This is a genomic window from Desulfuromusa ferrireducens, assembly GCF_055389805.1.
In genome coordinates, this window is sequence record NZ_AP042415.1 from 2,637,853 (window position 1) to 2,657,656 (window position 19,804).

Sequence of the window (19,804 nt, forward strand, 5' to 3'; positions counted from 1 at the left end):
AAAGAAGGATTGAAGACTGATATGTTGCTGGTGATTGATGTTGGAAATAGTAACACTGTCCTCGGGATCTACCAGGGGCAGGAATTGAAGCAAGATTGGCGGGTCGGGACCGATAAATATCGTACCGTTGACGAATATGCCATGCTGATCAACGACCTGTTCCGGTTGTCTGGGCTGAGTTTTTCCGATCTGGACGATGTGATCGTCTCCTGTGTTGTTCCGCCCATGTTAAATACGCTGGAAATGCTCTGTCGGCAGTATTTTGAATTAACCCCCTACGTCGTCGGTCCGGGAATCAAGACCGGGATGCCGATCAACTATGAGAATCCGCGCGAGGTTGGTGCCGACCGGATTGTCAACGCGGTGGCTGCCTATGAGCAATGTCACTGCAGCCTGATTGTGGTCGATTTTGGCACGGCCACGACCTTTGATGTCATCTCTGCTGATGGCGCCTATCAGGGCGGGGCGATTGCTCCGGGTGTCGGAATCTCTGCCGAAGCCCTGTTCGATCGGGCCAGTAAATTGCCGCGGGTGGAGTTTTCCCGGCCACCGCAGATTATCGCCAAGAACACGGTCAACAGTATGCAGGCAGGGATTTTCTTCGGTTATGTCGGCTTGGTTGAGGGGATTGTCGGGCGGATGAAGCTGGAGATCGAACCGGAACCCAAAGTTATTGCTACCGGTGGACTGGCGGCACCGATTGCCGCGGCGACCGATTACATTGACTTGGTGGAGCCGCTTCTGACCCTGGAAGGCTTGCGGATTTTATACCAAAGGAACCGGCAATAATCCGGTTTTTGTTAGCAACACCCAGTAACACTTTTCTTTGCGACGTTGCATAACGTTGTTCGTCTGGAGGGCTGCCTGTAATTATACGGGACTCCGCTGATGGTTCCATTCTTATCCGGAAAAGGAGCGATTCATGGGAAAGTACGACACGACAAAATTGAGAAATCTGGGGATTGTGGCGCACAACAGCGCCGGTAAAACGTCACTGGTTGAGGCGATCCTGTTTAATACCGGCATGACCGATAAACTGGGCAAGGTCGACGATGGCTCCTCGTTGATGGATTTTGAAGAAGAAGAGATTAAACGGCAGGCGACTCTGAGTTCCAGCCTCAACCACTGTACCTGGAAAGACCACAGTCTGCATATCGTTGATACTCCGGGGGTGAGTAACTTTTTGCATGATACGCGCCGCTGTCTGAGAGTTCTTGGCGGTGCCGTGGTGATTGTTTCGGCCATCTCCGGGACCAAGTCGCAGACCAAGCAGATCTGGAACTGGTGCGACGATTTTGAAATTCCAAGGATCGCCTTTGTCAACAAGATGGATAAGGATCGCGCCGACTTTCTCAAGGCCGTCGATGACATGGAGAAATCGCTCGGTGCCCGTAGCGTTATCGTCACCATGCCGATCGGTGCCGAGGAAGGTTTTAAGGGGACCGTTGATCTGATTACGATGCGCGCCCGGATCTACAAGTTTGATGAAAAAGGGACCTACGACGAAGTCGACATTCCGGCTGAGATGATGGATGAGGCCTTGCGGTTGCGCGAGCAATTGTTGGAGGCGATCGCCGAGTCGGATGATGAGTTGATGGAGAAATACCTCGAAGGGGAAACCCTGAGCGAGGAGGAGATGCTGCGTGGGTTGCGCGAAGGGGTTTTGACCAGCGTTTTTACCCCGGTTTTTTGCGGCAGTGCCACGGCCAATATTGGCATCCGGCAACTGATGGATTACATCGTCGCCTGCCTGCCGTCACCGATCGACAAGGGGCTGCAGATTGGAGTTAAACCGAATAGCGATGAGCCGCTCGAGCGGCAGCCGAGCGAAGATGAGCCCTTCTCGGCAATGGTCTTTAAGACGATTAACGACCCCTATGCCGGCAAGCTGAGTTTGATGCGGGTTTATTCGGGCACCTTGAAGCCGGACACTGTGGTCTACAATCCAAATAAGGACGAAAAGGAACGGATCGGCAATATCCTGGAAATGGAAGGGAAAAAGCAGGTGCCACTGGCTGTGGCTGCCGCTGGCGATATCATTGCCGTCCCCAAGCTCAAGGAAACGGCGACCGGCGATACGCTCTGTGATCTGAAAGAACAGATCATGTATGAGCCGCTGGTGCCACTCAAACCGATTATTTCCTTTGCCATAGAAGCCAAGAGCAAGGGTGATGAGGATAAAATTTACACCGGACTGCAGCGTTTGATGGAAGAGGATCCGACCCTGACGACCTCGCGCGATGAAGAAACCAAGGAAATGGTGATTTCCGGGATGGGCCAGATTCACCTCGAGGTCGCCGTTGAACGCCTTAAGCGTAAATATGGTGCCGAGGTTATTCTCAAGGAACCGAAGGTTCCCTATCGCGAAACGATCCGAGCCTCGACCCAGGTCCAGGGTAAGTACAAGAAACAGTCGGGTGGACGTGGCCAGTTCGGTGATGTCTGGATCGAAGTCAAGCCGAAGCTGCGCGGCGATGGTTATGAATTTATTGATAAAGTGGTCGGCGGTTCGGTGCCGCGCAACTATATTCCTGCTGTGGACAAAGGGATCAGCGATGCGATGAAAACCGGTCCCCTGACCAAAAACCAGGTGGTCGATGTCGAGGTCACCCTCTATGACGGTTCATACCACTCGGTCGATTCCTCGGAGATGGCTTTTAAAGTCGCCGGTTCGATGGCCTTTAAGAAGGCGATGGAGGTCTGTAAACCGATTCTGCTCGAGCCGGTGATGGCGCTTGAGGTGACCGTTCCCGATGATTGCATGGGTGATGTTATCGGTGATCTCAACTCCCGCCGCGGCAAGGTGGTCGGCGTTGAACCGCAGGCGAATAGCCAGGTGATCCGCGCAGAAGTGCCGATGGCTGAAGTGCTGCGTTATGCTCCTGAACTGCGCTCAATGACGTCCGATCGTGGTATGTTCTCAATGGAGTTCAGTAAGTACGAAGAGGTCCCTTCTCACCAGACGGCAAAAATTCTGGCTGATTTGGAAAAGGCTTAAAGCCAGTATCAGGGGCATCTCCTGCAGATGCCCCTGATATTGTTTCAGTACGACGTAAATACGTATATAGATGAGGAGACCGGTTGGATGGCGGAGCAGGATGATCTGTTTAACAAAAATATCGATCTGGAGAAAGCCGAGGATTTGTCCGTAACCGGCGACACGGCAACGGACTCAGCGGTTCCTGATCCATTGTCCGCCGCGGGTGATGGGACTTCCCCGGATCAGATTGCTCTGTCAACAAAAGGGCAGGAGAGTCCGCTTGAGGTCGATGGTGATATTGCCGGTAGCGGCATTGCGACTGGCGAGGTACGAGCGGTTGCACCCCCTCCCCGGGCAGCCGCTTCCAATTTATTATTGCTGGTGATGGTGTTGGTTGTGGCTCTGTTTGGAGTTGCCTATTATTTTATCAGCGGTGGTTTGTCGAGTCAGGCACCGCCATTGAATCAGGTGCAACGACAACAGACGCCGGAGCGACACGTCATCGACAAGCAGGTTGAGGTTGAAGTTGTCGAGCAACAACAGATCGTGACGGTCGAAGCTCAGCCGGCCCCTGTAGCGAAAAAAACAGAAGCCGCCGCAACACAGGTTGTCTCCACGGTTGAACAAACGAAGCAGAAGGCAGTAGCTGTCGCCCAGCCGCTCGTGGCTACGGCTACGGACACCGCTCAGGTGACGCCTCTCTATCAGGTGCTGGTTGGTCCTTTTTTAAGCAAGGCGGCGGTTGCAACAGCGTCCACTCAGTTGCACGATCTTGGTTTTGCAGCGCAACCGATCAAGGGGCGTGGCATGGTGACGATGACCCGGTTGCTGGAGGGCCTCTATCCACGGGATGTCGCCCAGGACCGTTTAACTCAATTAAAAAAACGCATTGGTGATGCATTCATGTTGCCTGCTGGCGATAACTGGGCCATTTACGTCGGCTCATTTCATGATTCAGAACGGGCCGGCAAGTATGTAGAAATGTTGGCGGCAAAAGACGTTACGGTGACACAGGTTAGCAGTGACGTTGAGATGAATGGTAAAATGTTGATTGCTTCGCAGACTGATCAACAAACCGCTCGACAGATTGCTGAGCGGATCGCAAACTCAGGCCTGAAAACACAGGTCGTTCGTAAATAATCATCACCGCTAGTTTTTGGCCGGTGACCTAGGAGCAGCATTCTTTGTCAGAGAAGCAGAACGGACCCGAAAAGGTCCAAATGAAAATTCCGGCCGAAGTGGCCAAAATAATGAGCAAGTGGGGTGGACACAGTGTCCGTCTGGCGGCAGCCCGTGGGGCGTTGCCGATGTCAGGCCCCAATCTGGTGACGGTGCTCTTCATCTTTTATCACGGTGATAACGAAGAGCTGAAAAAAGAATCGCTGGAGACGTTTAAAACCCTGCCGGCGAAAATACTTTTGTCGGCACTCAGCAATGCTGAACTGCACTTTTCTATCGTTGATCTGGTTGTGCGCGTGCGCTACCGAGATTCGGTGGTGATGGTCGCGGCGCTAGCCCATCCCGCCATTAGTTTGCGCAGCCTCGTTTTTCTTGCCGAGCGCAGTTCTGGTGATGTGCTTGATATGCTGTCGCATGATGATGAAAAGCTACTCAAGATGCCGGCGTTGCGCGCGGCAATAATTAATAATCCCCATGCCGACAAAGTAACGAAACTCCGGCTTGGCTGGATTGAACCTCCGCCAGAACCTGAGCCAGAGCCAGAAGAGGACCCTGAACCGCAGTCGGGACAGGAGACCGCAGTTTCCGCTGATGATGAGGAACAAGCCGAACAGGAATTTGGTGAGTTTGACGAAGAAACACTCTCCAAGTATCAGTCACTGCAGAATATGGCGGTCTCTGAGAAGATAAAAATGGCGCTGACTGGGGATAAAGAGTGGCGAACACTGCTTATCCGTGAAGCAAATAAGTTGGTCAGTTCGGCGGTTCTGAAAAACCCGCGCATTTCCGAAGGGGAAGTGCTTGCCGTGGCAAAAAACCGCAGTGCCAGCGATGATTTGATCCGTATTATCCTGCTCAATCGAGAATGGATGAAGAAGTACGAAATGAAAAAAGCGCTGGTTGTACATCCGCGCACGCCGCTGCAGAAGTCGATGCGCTTTATGACCTTTTTAAGCGAAAAAGATATTAGAGAGCTGGCCAAGAGTCGCAATGTGTCACAAGCAGTTGTTAATAACGCACGGCGGATGTTAGCCAGCAAGAAAAGGTGAATTATGTCTCGTGGTAGTATCATTGCTGTTTGTACCAGCGAAAAAAAAGGTGAACGGAAAAAAGACGTTTGCAGTTGCGCGTTAATTGAAAACTTTGGTCTGGCAGATGATGGCCATGGTGGTGATTGGCATCGTCAGGTAAGTTTGTTAGCTGAGGAGAGCATCGATAAGATGCGCGCTGCCGGGTTGGATGTCGGGCCGGGCGATTTTGCTGAGAATCTGACAACCCATGGGCTGGAACTTTTTACCCTGCCGATCGGGACGTTGCTGCGGTTACAAAGTGGTGCCGAACTTGAAATTACCCAGATTGGTAAGGAGTGCCACACCCGCTGTGCCATTTATCATCAGGCTGGCGACTGTGTGATGCCGAAAGAGGGGGTTTTTGCCCGGGTTCTTACGGCGGGGCAGGTGAGTAACGGCGATTGGATCGAGGTAGTTTCTGACGGAGTGGAGAAAGGAAGCGATTGATGAGTCAGATTGAGTACCGAGTCGGTGTTCTGACCCTGTCCGATAAGGGAGCCCGCGGCGAGCGGGAAGATGAGAGTGGTCAATTACTGAGTGAGCTAATTGCTCCTGTCGGCAGCGTCGCTCGTTATCAGGTTATCCCTGACGATCCTGATAAAATTGTCATGTTGCTGACCAGTTGGGTCGACGATTTACACCTCGACCTGATTCTGACCACGGGCGGAACCGGACTGAGCCCACGTGATCTGACCCCACAGGCAACCGAAAGGGTGCTTGATTATCAGGTGCCGGGAATGGCCGAGGCGATGCGCAGTGCCAGTATGGCGAAAACACCGCACGCAATGATGTCGAGGGCGTTGGTTGGTGTGCGTGGGCAGACGCTCATTGTTAATTTGCCCGGAAGCCCCAGGGGTGTTCGTGAAAATCTTGAGGTGTTGCTGCCGGCGTTGCCGCATGCTCTGGCCAAATTACAGGGTGATCCGTCTGATTGTGCAAAGGCATAGAATTCATTAAACAACAATAAAACAGCAGGTTATTACGTTTTTACACTAGAGCTGTTATTGTTTAAGTCGATACATTTTGTTCATATGGTTGCGAAGTAGGGAATAGTATGGTGTCAAGGTCGGAAAAACGGAGCATTTTGCTGGTTGATGATGTTGAGTTGTTTCTCGAATTGGAACGCTCTTTTTTTCATCGTGAGGGTTTTGACTTGTTGATGGCAGTCAATACTCAGGAAATTATGCAGCTGGTTTTAAAGCGTACCCCCGACCTGATTTTCATGGACACCGAGATCTCTGGCAGTCGTGGCGATGAAATCTGTCGCTGGATCAAGCGGGATAAAGATCTACAGCACATCCCGGTTATTATGGTTGTTGATAACGGGGATTCAGAGGCTGAGTCACTGTGTCGCCAGGCTGGTTGCGATGCGATTATTCATCGTCCTGTTAAACGGCATCAACTCTTATCTGTTGCGCGCAGCTTCCTTGATCTGACCGATCGTCAGTTGTCCCGGGTGGCGACACGTTTGCTGGTTGAATTCGGTCAGAATGATAAGGACATAAAGAGTAACTATTCTGTTAATTTGAGCTCTGGGGGGGTCTTTGTTGCAACCAATGATGTGATGCCGATCAATACCTCTCTTGCCCTTCGTTTTCAGTTTCCCGAGACCAATAACAGCATGACCTGTCGGGGGAGGGTTGCTTGGTTGAATCACCCCGAAAACAGTAAAAAGCCTCATCTGCCGACTGGTATGGGGATTCAGTTTGCGCCACTTGCTAAGGAGCAGATCAGCCTTGTCAGTGGATATCTTGCCGCGGGTGTGAACTGAAAATCCTTCCCCACTCCATTTGCCCGTCATTCTATTTCACAAACAACCGTTTAATAATAACTTTGCTTTGACTTGCAATCGTCAGATTTCAGACTACTGTTTATATATTCTGTCACCGGTCAGAAAGGGGGTATGTATGGGGTTTTTAGACAGAATATTTGCATCGAGTAAAGGCTATCCTTCTCTGGATGAAGACAGTCAGGCCGCTGATAGGATCGATAAAATCCGTGATCAGCTCGAGTCTCTCAGTAAGCAGATCCACAAGCCGCTGGAAGTTATTCCTGGAGAAGAGGGTGGTTTTGTCTTTATCGGCAAACCGCCCAAGGATTTTGGTATTGCCTGGATTGAGGGGAACAAGTTGCACAGTTTAAAAACTCTGGCCGAAGAGCAAGGCGTTAAACCGGATGAGCTGAAGGCCCTTTCGGATAATCTCCGAAAAATTTACGAAAAAAACCAGGATGATGAGCGCTTTACGACCAAGGTCGGAAAGAAGAATATTTTGGTAACTCCCTCAGAGGAATTCGGGAACCAAGTCCGTGATGTCATTCGGCAGGCTACTCACTAGGCTGTCGGGATTTATGGAGCGTTCTGCCCCAGATCCGCAGTTGCGGGACCTCAGGTGCCATGTAGTTTAGCGGCCGGTGACGATTAGTCAGGCACTCTCGGCAGGGCAGGCGCTCAAGCTTTGGTTTTTAAAGAACCAGCTTTTTTTGTCGGACAGCTGTTACGAACTTTGCAGCGTTGTTATGTTGGTAACGGTAGCGAACAACGGCACGAAATTTTATTTTTCTTATACCCTCCTTTGATTTGATGATTTCATTTGAGCGAGCTTAGAAATGCGTGTGTGTACTGTACACAGTTTCTGTGGATAGCATTGTGAAAAACTGTCGCTACCTATTCACAGCCCCCCAACTTAGCTTGTTCTTGTCCTCTTTGCTTAAATAATGAGCAGTTGCCAGCACGCTTTTTCTGGCTAAAAAATCAACCATAAAATGCAGTCAATATGCGAAAAAAACTCAATGATTTCGATTTGACCTCAAGTAACGACTATGGTATCTGAACGACGCAATATGTGATGTTTCACTTACGGATAGGGGATCTGAAATATGCGAATAACACCCGCAACCGAATTGAATAATCGTTACCTTGCTTTGCAGGGACATCTGCAGAAACAGGGCTTGGATGCGGCCATTCTGGTGCAGAACAGTGATCTTTTCTATTTTACCGGTACGATCCAGCAGGGGATCTACTACCTGCCGGCAGAAGGTGAGCCGGTTTATTTGGTTCGTAGGGATTTTGCACGAGCTCGAATGGAGTCGGGCTTGAAAAACGTCTTTCCGTTAACCGGTCTGAGTGAGCTTGCCAATCAATTGCGCGAGCTTGGATTGCATTTGCCGGAACGTTTGGGGCTGGAACTCGATATCTTACCCGTCCTGCAGTTTCAACGTTTTGAAAAATTGCTGCGACCGACCGAAATAGTCGATGTGTCATCGTTGCTACGTCACGTGAGGGCAGTGAAAAGTGATTATGAGATAGGTATCATGAAGGACTGTGCCCTGATTATGGACAGGGTTTTTCAGCACGTAAAAACAGTCATAGCTGTTGGCAAGACCGATTACGAAGTTGCTGCGGAGTTGGAATGCTATGCCCGCAAAGAAGGGCATCAGGGGACGATCCGCTTTCGGGGATTTAATTCTGAGATCTCTTTTGGTCATGTTTTTTCCGGTTCCGATAGCGCGGTCCCGGCCTTTCTTGATGCTCCCTTGGGTGGCTTGGGTCCTAATCCGGCAGTCGGGCAGGGGGCCAGTTACAAAAAGATTTGCGCCGGAGAGCCGATCATTGTCGATCTGGTGACCGCCTTTGATGGCTATCTGGTCGATCAAGCACGAACCATGTCGCTCGGGAAGCTTCCGGATCCGCTACGCAAAGCATATTTCGATATGTTGAAGATTCAGGAGCGATTGTTTGCCGTTGCCAAGCCCGGAATCACATGGGAGCAGGTCTATCTCGATTGTTATCAGTTGGCCGTTGAACTGGGCTATCAGGATAGTTTTATGGGTGCCGCAGGCTCGCAGGTTTCTTTTATTGGCCATGGCATCGGCCTAGAAGTGGATGAATACCCATTTATTGCGCGTGGTTTTGCCGATCAGGTTCTGGCTGAAAACATGACCTTCGCTTTTGAGCCGAAGGTTGTCTTTCCCGGTGTTGGTGCCGTTGGGATAGAAAATACCTGGCGAGTTTCCGATAATGGAATAAAACGACTGACGTATACCGACGAGAGTTTGTTGGAATTATAAGTTGCTGTCTAAACGAAAAAAGCCTCCTTTGAACGGAGGCTTTTTTCGTTTAACTATTTGTTGCGCCCTGACTGTAGCGCATTGCACGCCTGACCCGAGCGACCAAACGGATTGGATTGATCGGTTTGGGGATGAAGTCATAAAATCCCATCTCAAGCAGGCGGTATTCTTCTTCTGCTGACGCCTTGGCGGAGAGAGCAATGACCGGGATATCGGCAACGCCTTGGTTGCCCTGAAGGGCACGAAACATTTCCTGGCCGTCCATGCGTGGCATTAAGACATCTGTAACGATCAGGTGGGGCTTGATTTGCAGGGCCATTTTTAAACCTTCGGCACCGTTTACTGCTTTGTAAACCGTATAGCCTTCTTTTTTTAGTGCTGCCTCGGCGGCTGACAAGACAATTTCCTGATCATCAACGATCAGGATGCTCCAAATTCGGTCTTCTTTTTTTGCATCAATCTCAATAAGATAATTTTTTCGAATCGCTGCTTTAATCTCTTCTGGTGATGTTACGCAGGGGGAAATATTGAGCCCAGTTTTGAAGCTGAGGTCGTTTTGTAGGTCATTGTCGAGAGGATTTGTCATCGCCAGATGCAGGGTTTTCCCCTCAACCTTAAGTGGGAAGATTGATTTGGAGAGGGCTGTCTCTGCGTCGCAGAGATCAAGGACTTCGCGTGGAAAGCTGAATCTGGCCAGACCTTTGACGTAGCGAAAGCCGAACTGCTTGGCAAGAGCCCGTGCAATATCCTCTTCAAGCAGCAGGTCCATACTTTCTAGTATCTGCCCCAAGCGTTTGTTGCTACCCTTTTGTTGGTTCAGGGCATTTTCCAAGTCTTTTTGGTTGATAACCCCCATCTCAACAAGGGTTTCACCGAGTTTTTTTCTTGCCATGATTTTGTCCCAGGGTGAAGAAATAAGCTCAATTTACACTCTATCATTTATATCCAACTAGTATTATGGAGATATTTTAATAAAAAAGCAATGCTTTTAGCGGGGATAGATTGCTTTTAAAATAGTAGTATTTCTTGTAACCCGTTGAAATTGTTTCTTATTTCTATTTTCTTTATAAGGGGTGAACGAGAGATGTGATGTGATTCGAGCTAATTATGCAATTGAAGCGTATAGTCTTTTTGCCGAACCTGTCGAGCAAACAACTCTCCGATCGATTCTCACTACCGGGCTTGCATCGAGCTTCTGTGTCAACTGCGGGGGGCTGTTAACAAATAGCGTCTGAGGTCGCAAAAATCTCTTCAAGGCTGGTGAATTTATCCTGCTGATTTTGTAAATGTTTTTCGACCGCTCGCAGACGGCGGCGGATCAGATTTTCGGTGTTGTTGCGCAATTCGGTGGCGAGCTTTTCGTTGTCCTCTTTTGCCGTCGGTAAAATATCTAATGATGTGGGGGCTAGGGCAATTTTCTGTCGTTCGCTAAAAAACCTTTGAAGTTTTTGCTGGTGATCTTCATCAATATAGAAAACCTCTGGGACTAACGACGAAAAGCTGGTGACCGCAACCACGTCTTTGCCGATGGTTCGGTAGGCGGCGAGGACTTCTGGTTCCATGTCCAGATAGTTCTGAACCGGCATATACATCCGCTGCAGATACTGTAAAACTTTTTCCGTTTTCTTGCGGTGCCCGCCGATAATGACCGAAGCACCGATTTCGCCCTTGCGCGCCCCTTTGATCCAGGGGGCTCCAGTGATGCCGAAATCGTTCTGTACCGTCATGTTGAGGAGAATAGACAGGGTGTTGATCGCCAGGGCAAATCCTGCTGATGGTCCGCCGACGTTATAGGATGTCGAGAGCAGTTGGTGGTGCAACGAATAGCCGTCCAGGTATTCACCCAGTAGACGCGAGACATTTATCTCCGGCAGCAGTGATTGCAGGTAGTACTCGACCAGGGTAAGGGATTCGCGGGCACTTTGGTGGGTCATTTGAACGGCAAGATCCAGTTCGGCGCCAGCGGCTGAGCTGGTCGATACGGCTCCGGTGACGACAATTTTTTCCGGGAACATGCGGTAAACCAAAACCGAGGCGATCGGCAGGATGACTCCGGTGGTATCGTTGGCGCCGACACCGACGACAAAACCGACTTGTGGTTCCTCGGAAAGTTCTGTCTCGAGGAAATCATCAAGTTGTTGCTTGCCCTTGCGTAATGGACTGCTGGCCAATTGCTGCCGCGCTGTTTGCAGGTGCCAGTGGGTGACCGGGAAATCTTTGTCGTCTTTGATCATCGACAGGCGCGAGTGAACCTCATCAAGTCGACTAAGCAACCCCTCTTCGCCTTGCCGGGCCGTTTGCGTCAGGGTTGAATCGGGTAACATTCCTTCGAGCAGGCCGAGCAGGATTTTGTAGTTAAAGCGGATAAAACGGACCTTTTCTTCACTATCATCCGTGGCAATGCTAAGGAATTTCTGGATAACTTCCAGCTCGGTGGTTCGCAGTGAACGAACCTTTTCCGCATAGGCGGTATAGTCGGCCGGGGTTTCACATAGGGCGTTGGCCTGGCGGGTCATCTCCGCCACTGATAATCCCTCTGTCAGGGGAATCCCTTCCATTTCCTGAGCGATGATAGAAGAGCAATCATCTTCGCGCAGATGACCGGTGACATTGAGAACTTTTAGCCGTTTAGAACGGATCAGCGCCGGGTCGATGATGTCCAGTCGATTGGTGGTCAGGACGGTGAACACGCGGTGCAGAGGCGTTTCACCATCGATAATCGAGAGGAATTTATTGGTGATTTTGTCATAAGGGCTGCCACCTTGTGGCGAACGGCGCGGTGCCACGGCATCCCCTTCATCAAAAAAGACCATTGCCGGTGAAATCATCTTGGCGATGTCATAAATGCGTTCCAGATTGGCGACCATCCCTTCCAGGGGGCTGTTGACATCAGTCAGGTCGGACAGGTTGGCGCAGATATCCTGCACGTCATGATTGTCGCCCAGCCAAGCGCGGACCATGAATGTTTTTCCTGAACCCGGGGGGCCGGTCAAGACCACCCCCTTTTCGTCGTTTATTTTGTAGAACAAGGCGTTGTTGGCCATTTCCGAGAATTCATTCTTGATTCCGCCGATATACTCCTTCCAGGCAACGCTTCGGTCCATCTGGGCGACAACCTTGTTATAGATCGAGCCGTGGACATTACGGGCAACGGATTTCAGGGCATCGCGAACTAGCAATTGGTCATCGAGATATTGCGGCGCGAAAGATCCCTTAATTGTGATCAGCGAAGAGATCAATCGTCGTGTATAGGCAGGGGTGATGCGCAGGCTGCGTTGATGAAAGACCGGGTAGAGCTTCTCGACCGCGCGGTCGAGAGCTTCTTCGGACAGGTGCGGCGAGCGTGGAGAGCGCGGGTCCTTTGGGTGGTTTTTGCGTCGAAGTTCCAGACAGACGACTTCTCGCAGGTTGGCTGGATCTTCCCAAATATCGTTGACATCGATAATCAGGCCGCGCTCCATAAAACGCCGGTAAATCGCCGGGTCGAGTTGTTCTGGTTGGTCGGTGGTGGCGACCAGGATACAGTCGCGCCGGCCATGAGCAATTTCGTCGAGGATGATGTTGGCAGCATCGACCAGTGTCGATTGCTGTGATTTGATCGAGCTGCGTTCGTCGGGAACGCCGAAGGCCGAATGTGCCTCTTCCATATGGCGTAAGCACAGTCGGGCGGGATTACCCATCGCCTTACGTAGATAGTTGCCCGGTTCTCCGGCAAAGGCGGTCTGGTAATCGTTGGGAGTAATCATTGCGTAGTCTACCCGGACCCCTTCTTCGTCAAGCGAAGACAGGGCCTGGCTGATGCGGTTGCGGAAGATATAGCGGATAATCGGAAGGCGTGAGAAGATCCGTAATTTTGCTCGCTTGCGGCGGTGTTCAATGCGGATCGCCAGTTCCGGGTCGACGTCTGCCAGGCTGCGCCAGAACGGCTGGTTGGCCATCACCTCGTCGCGTTTGGTTCGTAAGTTGACTACCGGTTTGACTTCGGAGGCGAAAAAAGTCTCTTCGATCGCTTGTTTGATCGTCGCGCTTTTGCCGCTGCCGGAATTGCCGATTACCAGAATCAGGGGGGCGCGGGGAACCTCTGGGTCATCGCTGTACTCTTTGAGAATAAAGGCGTGGTAGAGCCTGTCAAAGATGCAGTTGATCGATTGAGGTACGAAGGTGTCGATGGTTTCTTTTTCCAGAAGATAGGTCAGGTATTGATGGTCGTGTTGGTCGAGTTCTTTTGACAGGATCCGGTTCCAGGCTGCCGTTGCGTCTTGCGAGCCAGCGGCCTCAAAGCGGCTGTGCCAGTCATTGAGCAAACTCGGATTCTGCAGCAGGTTGAAGTCCCGTACTTCTTGCTTGAAAAAGCTGCGGACAAGGAGGAACAGGCGCTCGAAAATGGAGCGGTGCGGGTTGTACTGGTGCAGTCGTCGCAAGACAAAGCGGCGTGTTTCATTGCTCCAACCGGTCACCAGCCCTTCGATCTGCAGTATCCTTGCCTCGGAAAGACTGACGTGGATCGGAGTTCTAGTTTTGCGTGTCTGGGGCATTTTTTTTCACCATTTTGTTCGGTTGTAAAGGGGTTGGTGCTGGCAGCGTTACCGGGACGGCCGAAGAGGTGTTGTTGATCACCACGGTATTTTGTCCCTGCTGGTTTTTCTGGTAAGCCGAAGCCCATTTCTGCTGGTTAAGAAAATCAAACAGCGACGGGTCATTGGCGTTAGTCAGCCCCAGTGATATGCGCATCTGCTTAATCGATTCACTGTAGGCGGCGTAGAGTTTGCGGGTTCGGCTGGCTTCAAGATCGGCAGCATAGTTTTCCGCTTCCGCGATCAACTCGCGGCGTTTTTTCTCTTCACTGGCTTCGGCCAGTTTTTCGCCGAACTGGGTGTCGCGCAGCACAAAAGAGATGACTTCGATACCGTATTTTTGTTCCAGGTTCAGGCCACCTTCGTTGATCGGCTGGTCCTTCAGGGTGCGGTAGATCTGCTCCTTGATCCGGACTCGGTCTGAAATCAATTCATTGATCGATTCGCTCTGCATGACATCTTTTACAATTCCATCAAACTCTGTTTGCAACAGCGTTTGTGGAGAGCGATTTTCAATTCCCCAGCGAACCAGATCGTGAATCCGATAGGTAAGCATAGCGCTGGTCCAGAGGGCAACATTGCCTTTGGACATGATCCTTTGCGGCTCTATCGAATTGCCCAGGTGGAGCTCCTGATTCATGAGTGGCACTTCCAGTTCCAGGCGGGTGAAGATCGGTAAGCGGAAGTGCCAGCCGACCCCGGTAACCGCTTCCCGTTTGCCATTGAGCGTTTCGAGAATAAAGGCGTAGTTTTGCCGAACTTTGTAAAAGGTTTTGCTGGCATAAATCATGGCAATGCCGCTGTAGAGCAGCACAAAGATGAATAGCAGAACAAAAATACGCTTGAACAGGGCTTTCAAACGGGCACGGTGGAGCAGGCTAGACTGTATTTCCTGGGTCACAACGAGCCTCCTGGGCACTAGCCGTGGTTGGTTTGTATGGTTTGGGCAGAGCGTTGCGGTTTTCGATTTAGCCTCTAATGATAGCAGGAATTAAAATGATTTCCAGGATAAAATGAAGAAAATAGAAAAGCGTTCTATCGGTTGTCGGCGGAAGGGAGGAGACGCAATGATGTAGTGAATTTAGTATATTATGGAACTTTGAGTTTTTTTAAGTGCTGCCTAGTGGGCAAGTGTTTTGATTTGTTTGGTTTTTTTAAGGTGTTTTGTGTAAAACTAAAAACAATGTTTTATTTGTTTTGGAGCTGCAGTTCGATCTGATCCAGGGCGGCGGTTGCTCCGCAGGGAAAAGACAGGTGTGGTGGGCCGATTTGCGCCTCGCGCGGGTTGATACGGAGAACCTTGTTCGTTTGCTGTTGGCCAAGGCGTTCGCTTAAATTGCGAATGGTGGGAATTGCCGAACCGGCACCCATTTCTACGACGACCAACCGACCATCCTGATTCTGTTGCAGAAAGGCATCAAAATTGTCCTCCTGACTTGCGGTGCGTTGGTGGAGCCAGGAATAGTCGCCAAACATCAGAATGTTGGGTCGGGCAACGCGGTGGCAGCTTGGACATTCGGGAGCGTTTTTCGCCCGCATGGTGGTTTCGTCAATACTGATTTCCGCCCGGTTAGGCCAGATATTTCGGTTGCAGGGCACAGTGCACTGCAGGTGGTGGATTGAACCGTGAACCTCGAGAATGAGCTCTTCGCTAAATCCGGCTTTTTGGAACTGGCCATCCACATTGGAGGTCACGACAAAGTGATCAAGATGGAAGCGCTTGATCCAGTCCTGCAGCAGTGAGAAACCGTGATGTGGAACTGTCCCTCTATAGAGGTTGGTCCGGTGACCGTAAAACCCCCAGCCAAATAACGGATCTCGTTCAAAGTGTTCTGGGTTGGCTGCCTGGACAAAGCTTAGATTGAGACGCTGGTACATTGGGTAGGAATTCCAAAAACCCTGATTACCGCGAAAGTCGGGCAGACCCGAGTCGACCCCCATGCCGGCGCCAGCAGTAATGACGAGAGCAGTTGCGTTGCCGATGGCCGCTGCGGCCTGAGCGTAGGGATGATTGGACACTTGTGCCTCCCTTTGGTTGTTTTTAGATCGCAACACTGACCAGGGTCGGGTTGAGGACTTTGATCAGCGCCTGGGGCTCGATCTCGACCAACAGGCCGCGTCGGCCACCGTTGATACAGATTTTGTCTAGTTTTAGGATCGACTCTTCGACATAAGTCGGCAGCTCTTGTTTGGTGCCGAAAGGGGAGATGCCGCCGGTCTGATAGCCGGTCAGCCGATCCGCTTTTTCGGCTGGACAGGGGCTGATTTGCTTCACTTTCAATTGTCGTGCAAGGTGCTTGAGGGAAACCTCACAGCTGCCATGCATCAAGACAATCAGCGGCTGGCCCTGGTTATCTTCCATCACCAGGGTTTTAATCACCTGAAACTCGTCGATCCCCAGTTCGCGGGCGCTGACTTTCGTCCCCCCCTTTGCTTCGTATTTATACGGTCGGGGGGTGAATAGAACCTTATGTTTTTTCAGCGTTCGGATCGCCTGGGTTGCCGGAATCTTTTCTTTTGCCATGGCCGTTAATACCCGGTGAACATGGTGATGATTATCATCGCCAGACTCAGTACCGTTAGGGCAACCAGCAGCCAGGCGACCCCGTTAAAGATGGAAGCGCTCTTTTTCTGGCCGCGAATAGTGGTTGGCGTTAACCAGCCGAAGACAGCTCCACTGAGTAACCCGCCGATATGAGCAGCGTTGTCGGCGCCAACAACAAAACCGAAAACCAGGGCAATGACAATCCATTGAAAGAGAAAGTTACGGCGTTGGATGCCGAGGCTGCCGCCGACGCGATGATAATAACTGACAGCAAAGCCGAAGATGCCGAACAGGGCGCCGGAAGCGCCGACAACAACGATTTGCGGATGCATGATATATCCGGCCAGAGTGGCAAAAATTGCCGTGACCGAGTAGATGACAAAAAAACGTTGCCAGCCGACTTCAGACTCGATCAACGGACCAATCTGGTAGAGCACCAGCATGTTAAAACCGATGTGAATGATGCCGCCGTGCGTATAGGCATAGGACAGGCAACGCCAGATTTCACCATGCAGGGCATTCGGCCAGAACTGTGCCCCCCAGTGAACCAGGAGTTGTACTGGGGGGTTAAGGATGGCACGCATGCCGAGTCCGCTGATGGTCCCGTGCAGAACCATCAGCGTAAAAAGAATCAGATTTACGTAAATCAGGATATGGACGAGTGAATGACCACGCAGACTGTTGTGAATAAAGAATTTCTGTCGACGGAATTGGGCGTTCAAGTGGGTGGCTCCTATTGGGTAGAAGTGGTTTGTCATAAACTAACGCAGAAAAATGCTTCCGGCAAGTTATGTGCTGAGAATTATTGTGGCATAATGACTGCCGAGATTGTCCATGTATATAGAGAATGCGAAGGGAGTAACAATGAAAAGATTGTTTTTCGGTACCAAGGGGTATCAATGGTTTGAGCTGTTGATGGTGGCCTGTTTAACCCTGATGGTGTCGATTTCTGTGGTGCTGACGATGATTCATGCTGGCTCCGAATTGTGGCATGTGATGGGCGGCGGCCTGCATAATTTTAGTCATGACCAGTTTGTCACCGTTTTTGGGGCGTTTATGACCGTCTTGATTGCCTTGGAATTCAATCATACTGTTTTACCGGAAATCTCCAGCGGCACGCCGATCGTCAAAGTTCGTGCGGTTATTCTGGTTGCATTGTTGGCCCTGGCAAGAAAGTTGGTTCTGGTTGACTACCATAAGGAAGACTATACGTCTTTGATCGGGTTGGCGGTTCTGGTTTTCGCGGCGACATTTGCCTATTGGGTTATTCGTCGCGATGAAATAGCGACGCTCAAGGGCTCTGCGCCGGAATCGGATTAGTGCTGATTTTGAATAGCGGGCGAGATAGCTCTGGCAAAGGTTAGAAATAGAAAAGGGGCTCCCCGATTGGAGAGCCCCTTTTCTATTGTACTTGGATGTTGTCGGCTACTTAGCCCTTTTCAGATATTTGTAGTAATCGGAATCGGTTGAAATGACCAGCCGGCCGTTTTTGGTAATCGATTTCTTGTAGGATTCCAGGGTGCGTAAAAAGGCGTAAAAATCCTTATCCTGATTGTAGGCGTTGGCGTAAATCGAAGCAGCTTCCGCATCGGCGGCACCACGGACTTCCAACGCTTTACGATAGGCTTCGGAACTGATTTCCTTCAGTTCACGTTGCATCTTACCCAGGGTTTCGGCTTTTTCGCCTTCGCCTTCGGAGCGGTACTGAGCGGCGACTTTTTTCCGCTCGTTGATCATCCGCTCGTAAACCCGGGTGCGGACCTGCTCGACATAGTTGATGCGTTTGATCTGCACATCGATCAGTTCAATCCCGTACTCAGGGGTACTGGCCTGGGCTTTGGTTAGAATGCCGGCCATGATTTCCTCGCGACCGACGAGCTGATCCAGGGGAATTGCAACCCCATCAACCTCAAAGCGCTCAGTGTTGCCTTCCTGGGCTTTATAATCGCTACCTCGCACCAGTTCCACCAGCAGGCGGCTGGAGACCGCATCACGAACCACCGAATCGATGATATCGTCGAGTCGGCTCATGGCGCCCCGTTCGGAATTGACACTGGTGTAAAACAGCAATGGATCGGCAATCTTCCAGCGGGCGGTGGTATCGATCCAGATAAACTTTTTATCCTTGGTCGGAATCTGGTTTGGATCGCCATCCCATTTGAGGATCCGTTTTTCGAAACGGTTAACGTTCTGTACGAAGGGCAGCTTAAAGTGTATGCCGCGATTGATGACATCGCCGACCGGCTTACCGAACTGGGTAACAATGGCCTGTTCGGCTTCATTGACCACGTAGAGGCCGCCACGGCCGAGCAGGAGGGCCGCAACGAGGACAACTATAATGATTGGTGCTTTCATTTGGCCCCTCCTTCCGATGCCTTACGTAACGGTAGCAGTGGCAAAGCACCGACGCTGGTTGCATCCATAATATAGGTTTCCTCGAGACGCGGCAGCACCTCTTCCATCGTTTCCAGGTGGATGCGCCGACGGGTGACCTCCGGAGCCTTTTTATATTCTTTTAACAGGGCCAGGAAGCGGTTGGTTTCACCGCGGGCTTTATTGATCCGTTCCACCGAGTAACCTTCGGCTTCCTGCAGAGCGCGCTTGGCTTCACCGCGGGCACGTGGCACTTCACGGTTGAACTGTTCGCGTGCCTGGAAGATCAAACTTTCTTTCTGCTGTTCCGACTCGTTGACCTCGTTAAAAGCATCTTTAACTGGATCGGGCGGGGTCACGTCCTGGAACTTGACGGTAACGATCCGCACGCCGATGTCGTACTGGTTGAGGGTTGCTTGCAGGTTCTGTTGGATTTCCCCAGCCAGTTCAGCCCGCGCGGTGGTCAGGACCTGAGTGACATTGGCGTTGCCGATCGCCCTGCGAACCATCGCTTCGGAGATGTCGCGGATGGTGCCGACCGGGTCTTTAATATTGAAGATGTACTTGTAGGGATCGGCTACCTGGAACTGGACAATCCATTCGACGTCACTGACGTTCAGGTCACCGGTCAGGGTCAGCGATTCCTCTTCCAACCCACGTTTGCTGAAGGTCGAGCGGGTGCCTGGTTGAACGGTGCGGTAACCAAACTCTTCCTTCAAGACTCGCCCGGTCGGTACCAGGTAGACTTGATCGATGCCGAAAGGGATTTTGAAATGCAGGCCCGGTTCGGCGAAACTGGAGAAGGTGCCGAAGCGCAGCACGACTCCGGTTTCTTCGGTGTCGACTTCATAGGTACTGCTGTAAGCACCGATGACCAGCAGCAGAATGATAATCACTAATGGGATGAAGCCTTTTTGCGAGTTGTTAAGCTTCTTTTGTATCTGGTCTTTGATTTCAATGACCTTTTTTTCCAGTTCGTCCCCTGAGGGACCGTTTCCCCAATCCTGCATTTGAA

The 19,804-nt window shown here is 51.1% G+C and carries 18 protein-coding genes; 10 read left to right on the plus strand and 8 right to left on the minus strand.

Translation table 11 applies throughout. The features are described 5' to 3' along the window. Positions 1–21: 21 nt before the first annotated feature. From ACZ5PT_RS11905 to ACZ5PT_RS11945, 9 genes are all read left to right on the plus strand, one after another. Complete coding sequence (locus ACZ5PT_RS11905; RefSeq protein ID WP_464263255.1) at positions 22–789, plus strand: type III pantothenate kinase; 768 nt, start codon at positions 22–24, stop codon at positions 787–789. A gap of 133 nt (positions 790–922) precedes the next feature. Beyond that, positions 923–2,998: an elongation factor G gene (fusA, locus tag ACZ5PT_RS11910; protein ID WP_464263256.1), complete on the plus strand. Its 2,076-nt coding sequence runs from the start codon at positions 923–925 to the stop codon at positions 2,996–2,998. A gap of 87 nt (positions 2,999–3,085) precedes the next feature. Beyond that, a complete protein-coding gene (locus tag ACZ5PT_RS11915; protein WP_464263257.1) occupies positions 3,086–4,120 on the plus strand; it encodes a hypothetical protein in 1,035 nt (344 codons plus the stop codon). Positions 4,121–4,200: 80 nt separating this feature from the next. Further along, positions 4,201–5,208, plus strand: coding sequence for a hypothetical protein (locus tag ACZ5PT_RS11920; RefSeq protein WP_464263258.1), 1,008 nt, complete (start codon positions 4,201–4,203; stop codon positions 5,206–5,208). A 3-nt stretch (positions 5,209–5,211) separates the two neighbouring features. Continuing rightward, positions 5,212–5,676, plus strand: coding sequence for an MOSC domain-containing protein (locus tag ACZ5PT_RS11925; protein ID WP_464263259.1), 465 nt, complete (start codon positions 5,212–5,214; stop codon positions 5,674–5,676). After that, a complete protein-coding gene (locus ACZ5PT_RS11930) occupies positions 5,676–6,176 on the plus strand; it encodes a MogA/MoaB family molybdenum cofactor biosynthesis protein (RefSeq protein ID WP_464263260.1) in 501 nt (166 codons plus the stop codon). Before ACZ5PT_RS11925 ends, ACZ5PT_RS11930 begins: the two co-directional genes overlap by 1 nt. A gap of 107 nt (positions 6,177–6,283) precedes the next feature. Next, positions 6,284–7,000: a response regulator gene (locus tag ACZ5PT_RS11935; RefSeq protein ID WP_464263261.1), complete on the plus strand. Its 717-nt coding sequence runs from the start codon at positions 6,284–6,286 to the stop codon at positions 6,998–7,000. Between the two features lie 136 nt (positions 7,001–7,136). Then, positions 7,137–7,565: a hypothetical protein gene (locus ACZ5PT_RS11940; protein WP_464263262.1), complete on the plus strand. Its 429-nt coding sequence runs from the start codon at positions 7,137–7,139 to the stop codon at positions 7,563–7,565. A 541-nt stretch (positions 7,566–8,106) separates the two neighbouring features. Continuing rightward, positions 8,107–9,297, plus strand: coding sequence for a M24 family metallopeptidase (locus tag ACZ5PT_RS11945; RefSeq protein ID WP_464263263.1), 1,191 nt, complete (start codon positions 8,107–8,109; stop codon positions 9,295–9,297). Positions 9,298–9,346: 49 nt separating this feature from the next. Here the strand turns inward: ACZ5PT_RS11945 and ACZ5PT_RS11950 are convergent, their stop codons facing one another. The 6 genes from ACZ5PT_RS11950 to ACZ5PT_RS11975 form a co-directional block, all read right to left on the minus strand. Further along, entirely contained in the window at positions 9,347–10,189 is an 843-nt protein-coding gene (locus ACZ5PT_RS11950; RefSeq protein WP_464263264.1) for a response regulator, read from the minus strand. Positions 10,190–10,514: 325 nt separating this feature from the next. Then, entirely contained in the window at positions 10,515–13,832 is a 3,318-nt protein-coding gene (locus tag ACZ5PT_RS11955) for an AAA family ATPase (RefSeq protein WP_464263265.1), read from the minus strand. Beyond that, on the minus strand, positions 13,810–14,772 hold the full coding sequence (locus tag ACZ5PT_RS11960; RefSeq protein WP_464263266.1) for an SPFH domain-containing protein: 963 nt from the start codon (positions 14,770–14,772) through the stop codon (positions 13,810–13,812). Before ACZ5PT_RS11960 ends, ACZ5PT_RS11955 begins: the two co-directional genes overlap by 23 nt. A 287-nt stretch (positions 14,773–15,059) precedes the next feature. Then, positions 15,060–15,890 carry an SIR2 family NAD-dependent protein deacylase gene (locus tag ACZ5PT_RS11965; protein WP_464263267.1) on the minus strand — a complete coding sequence of 277 codons (831 nt, stop codon included), beginning with the start codon at positions 15,888–15,890 and terminating at the stop codon, positions 15,060–15,062. Positions 15,891–15,912: 22 nt separating this feature from the next. Next, positions 15,913–16,395 carry a Cys-tRNA(Pro) deacylase gene (ybaK, locus tag ACZ5PT_RS11970; RefSeq protein WP_464263268.1) on the minus strand — a complete coding sequence of 161 codons (483 nt, stop codon included), beginning with the start codon at positions 16,393–16,395 and terminating at the stop codon, positions 15,913–15,915. A 5-nt stretch (positions 16,396–16,400) separates the two neighbouring features. Then, on the minus strand, positions 16,401–17,138 hold the full coding sequence (locus ACZ5PT_RS11975; protein WP_464263269.1) for a rhomboid family intramembrane serine protease: 738 nt from the start codon (positions 17,136–17,138) through the stop codon (positions 16,401–16,403). Between the two features lie 142 nt (positions 17,139–17,280). Between ACZ5PT_RS11975 and ACZ5PT_RS11980 the strand changes: the two genes are divergently transcribed. Further along, positions 17,281–17,736: a phosphate-starvation-inducible PsiE family protein gene (locus ACZ5PT_RS11980; RefSeq protein WP_464263270.1), complete on the plus strand. Its 456-nt coding sequence runs from the start codon at positions 17,281–17,283 to the stop codon at positions 17,734–17,736. 105 nt (positions 17,737–17,841) lie between these two features. On the opposite strand, the gene hflC is transcribed toward ACZ5PT_RS11980, so the two are convergent. After that, on the minus strand, positions 17,842–18,771 hold the full coding sequence (gene hflC / locus ACZ5PT_RS11985; protein WP_464263271.1) for a protease modulator HflC: 930 nt from the start codon (positions 18,769–18,771) through the stop codon (positions 17,842–17,844). Further along, the gene (hflK, locus tag ACZ5PT_RS11990) at positions 18,768–19,799 is read right to left on the minus strand and encodes an FtsH protease activity modulator HflK (protein ID WP_464263272.1); all 1,032 of its coding nucleotides are present in this window, start codon (positions 19,797–19,799) and stop codon (positions 18,768–18,770) included. Before hflK ends, hflC begins: the two co-directional genes overlap by 4 nt. Positions 19,800–19,804: the final 5 nt, after the last annotated feature.

What these genes read in the sequence shown, in the direction of transcription:
- hflC (WP_464263271.1), bottom strand. Translation starts at nt 18,771, where the DNA reads ATGAAAGCACCAATCATTATAGTTGTCCTCGTTGCGGCCCTCCTGCTC.
- ACZ5PT_RS11945 (WP_464263263.1), top strand. Translation starts at nt 8,107, where the DNA reads ATGCGAATAACACCCGCAACCGAATTGAATAATCGTTACCTTGCTTTG.
- ACZ5PT_RS11955 (WP_464263265.1), bottom strand. Translation starts at nt 13,832, where the DNA reads ATGCCCCAGACACGCAAAACTAGAACTCCGATCCACGTCAGTCTTTCC.
- ACZ5PT_RS11905 (WP_464263255.1), top strand. Translation starts at nt 22, where the DNA reads ATGTTGCTGGTGATTGATGTTGGAAATAGTAACACTGTCCTCGGGATC.
- ACZ5PT_RS11925 (WP_464263259.1), top strand. Translation starts at nt 5,212, where the DNA reads ATGTCTCGTGGTAGTATCATTGCTGTTTGTACCAGCGAAAAAAAAGGT.
- fusA (WP_464263256.1), top strand. Translation starts at nt 923, where the DNA reads ATGGGAAAGTACGACACGACAAAATTGAGAAATCTGGGGATTGTGGCG.
- ACZ5PT_RS11950 (WP_464263264.1), bottom strand. Translation starts at nt 10,189, where the DNA reads ATGGCAAGAAAAAAACTCGGTGAAACCCTTGTTGAGATGGGGGTTATC.
- ACZ5PT_RS11940 (WP_464263262.1), top strand. Translation starts at nt 7,137, where the DNA reads ATGGGGTTTTTAGACAGAATATTTGCATCGAGTAAAGGCTATCCTTCT.
- ACZ5PT_RS11930 (WP_464263260.1), top strand. Translation starts at nt 5,676, where the DNA reads ATGAGTCAGATTGAGTACCGAGTCGGTGTTCTGACCCTGTCCGATAAG.
- ACZ5PT_RS11920 (WP_464263258.1), top strand. Translation starts at nt 4,201, where the DNA reads ATGAAAATTCCGGCCGAAGTGGCCAAAATAATGAGCAAGTGGGGTGGA.
- ACZ5PT_RS11980 (WP_464263270.1), top strand. Translation starts at nt 17,281, where the DNA reads ATGAAAAGATTGTTTTTCGGTACCAAGGGGTATCAATGGTTTGAGCTG.
- ACZ5PT_RS11935 (WP_464263261.1), top strand. Translation starts at nt 6,284, where the DNA reads ATGGTGTCAAGGTCGGAAAAACGGAGCATTTTGCTGGTTGATGATGTT.
- hflK (WP_464263272.1), bottom strand. Translation starts at nt 19,799, where the DNA reads ATGCAGGATTGGGGAAACGGTCCCTCAGGGGACGAACTGGAAAAAAAG.
- ybaK (WP_464263268.1), bottom strand. Translation starts at nt 16,395, where the DNA reads ATGGCAAAAGAAAAGATTCCGGCAACCCAGGCGATCCGAACGCTGAAA.
- ACZ5PT_RS11915 (WP_464263257.1), top strand. Translation starts at nt 3,086, where the DNA reads ATGGCGGAGCAGGATGATCTGTTTAACAAAAATATCGATCTGGAGAAA.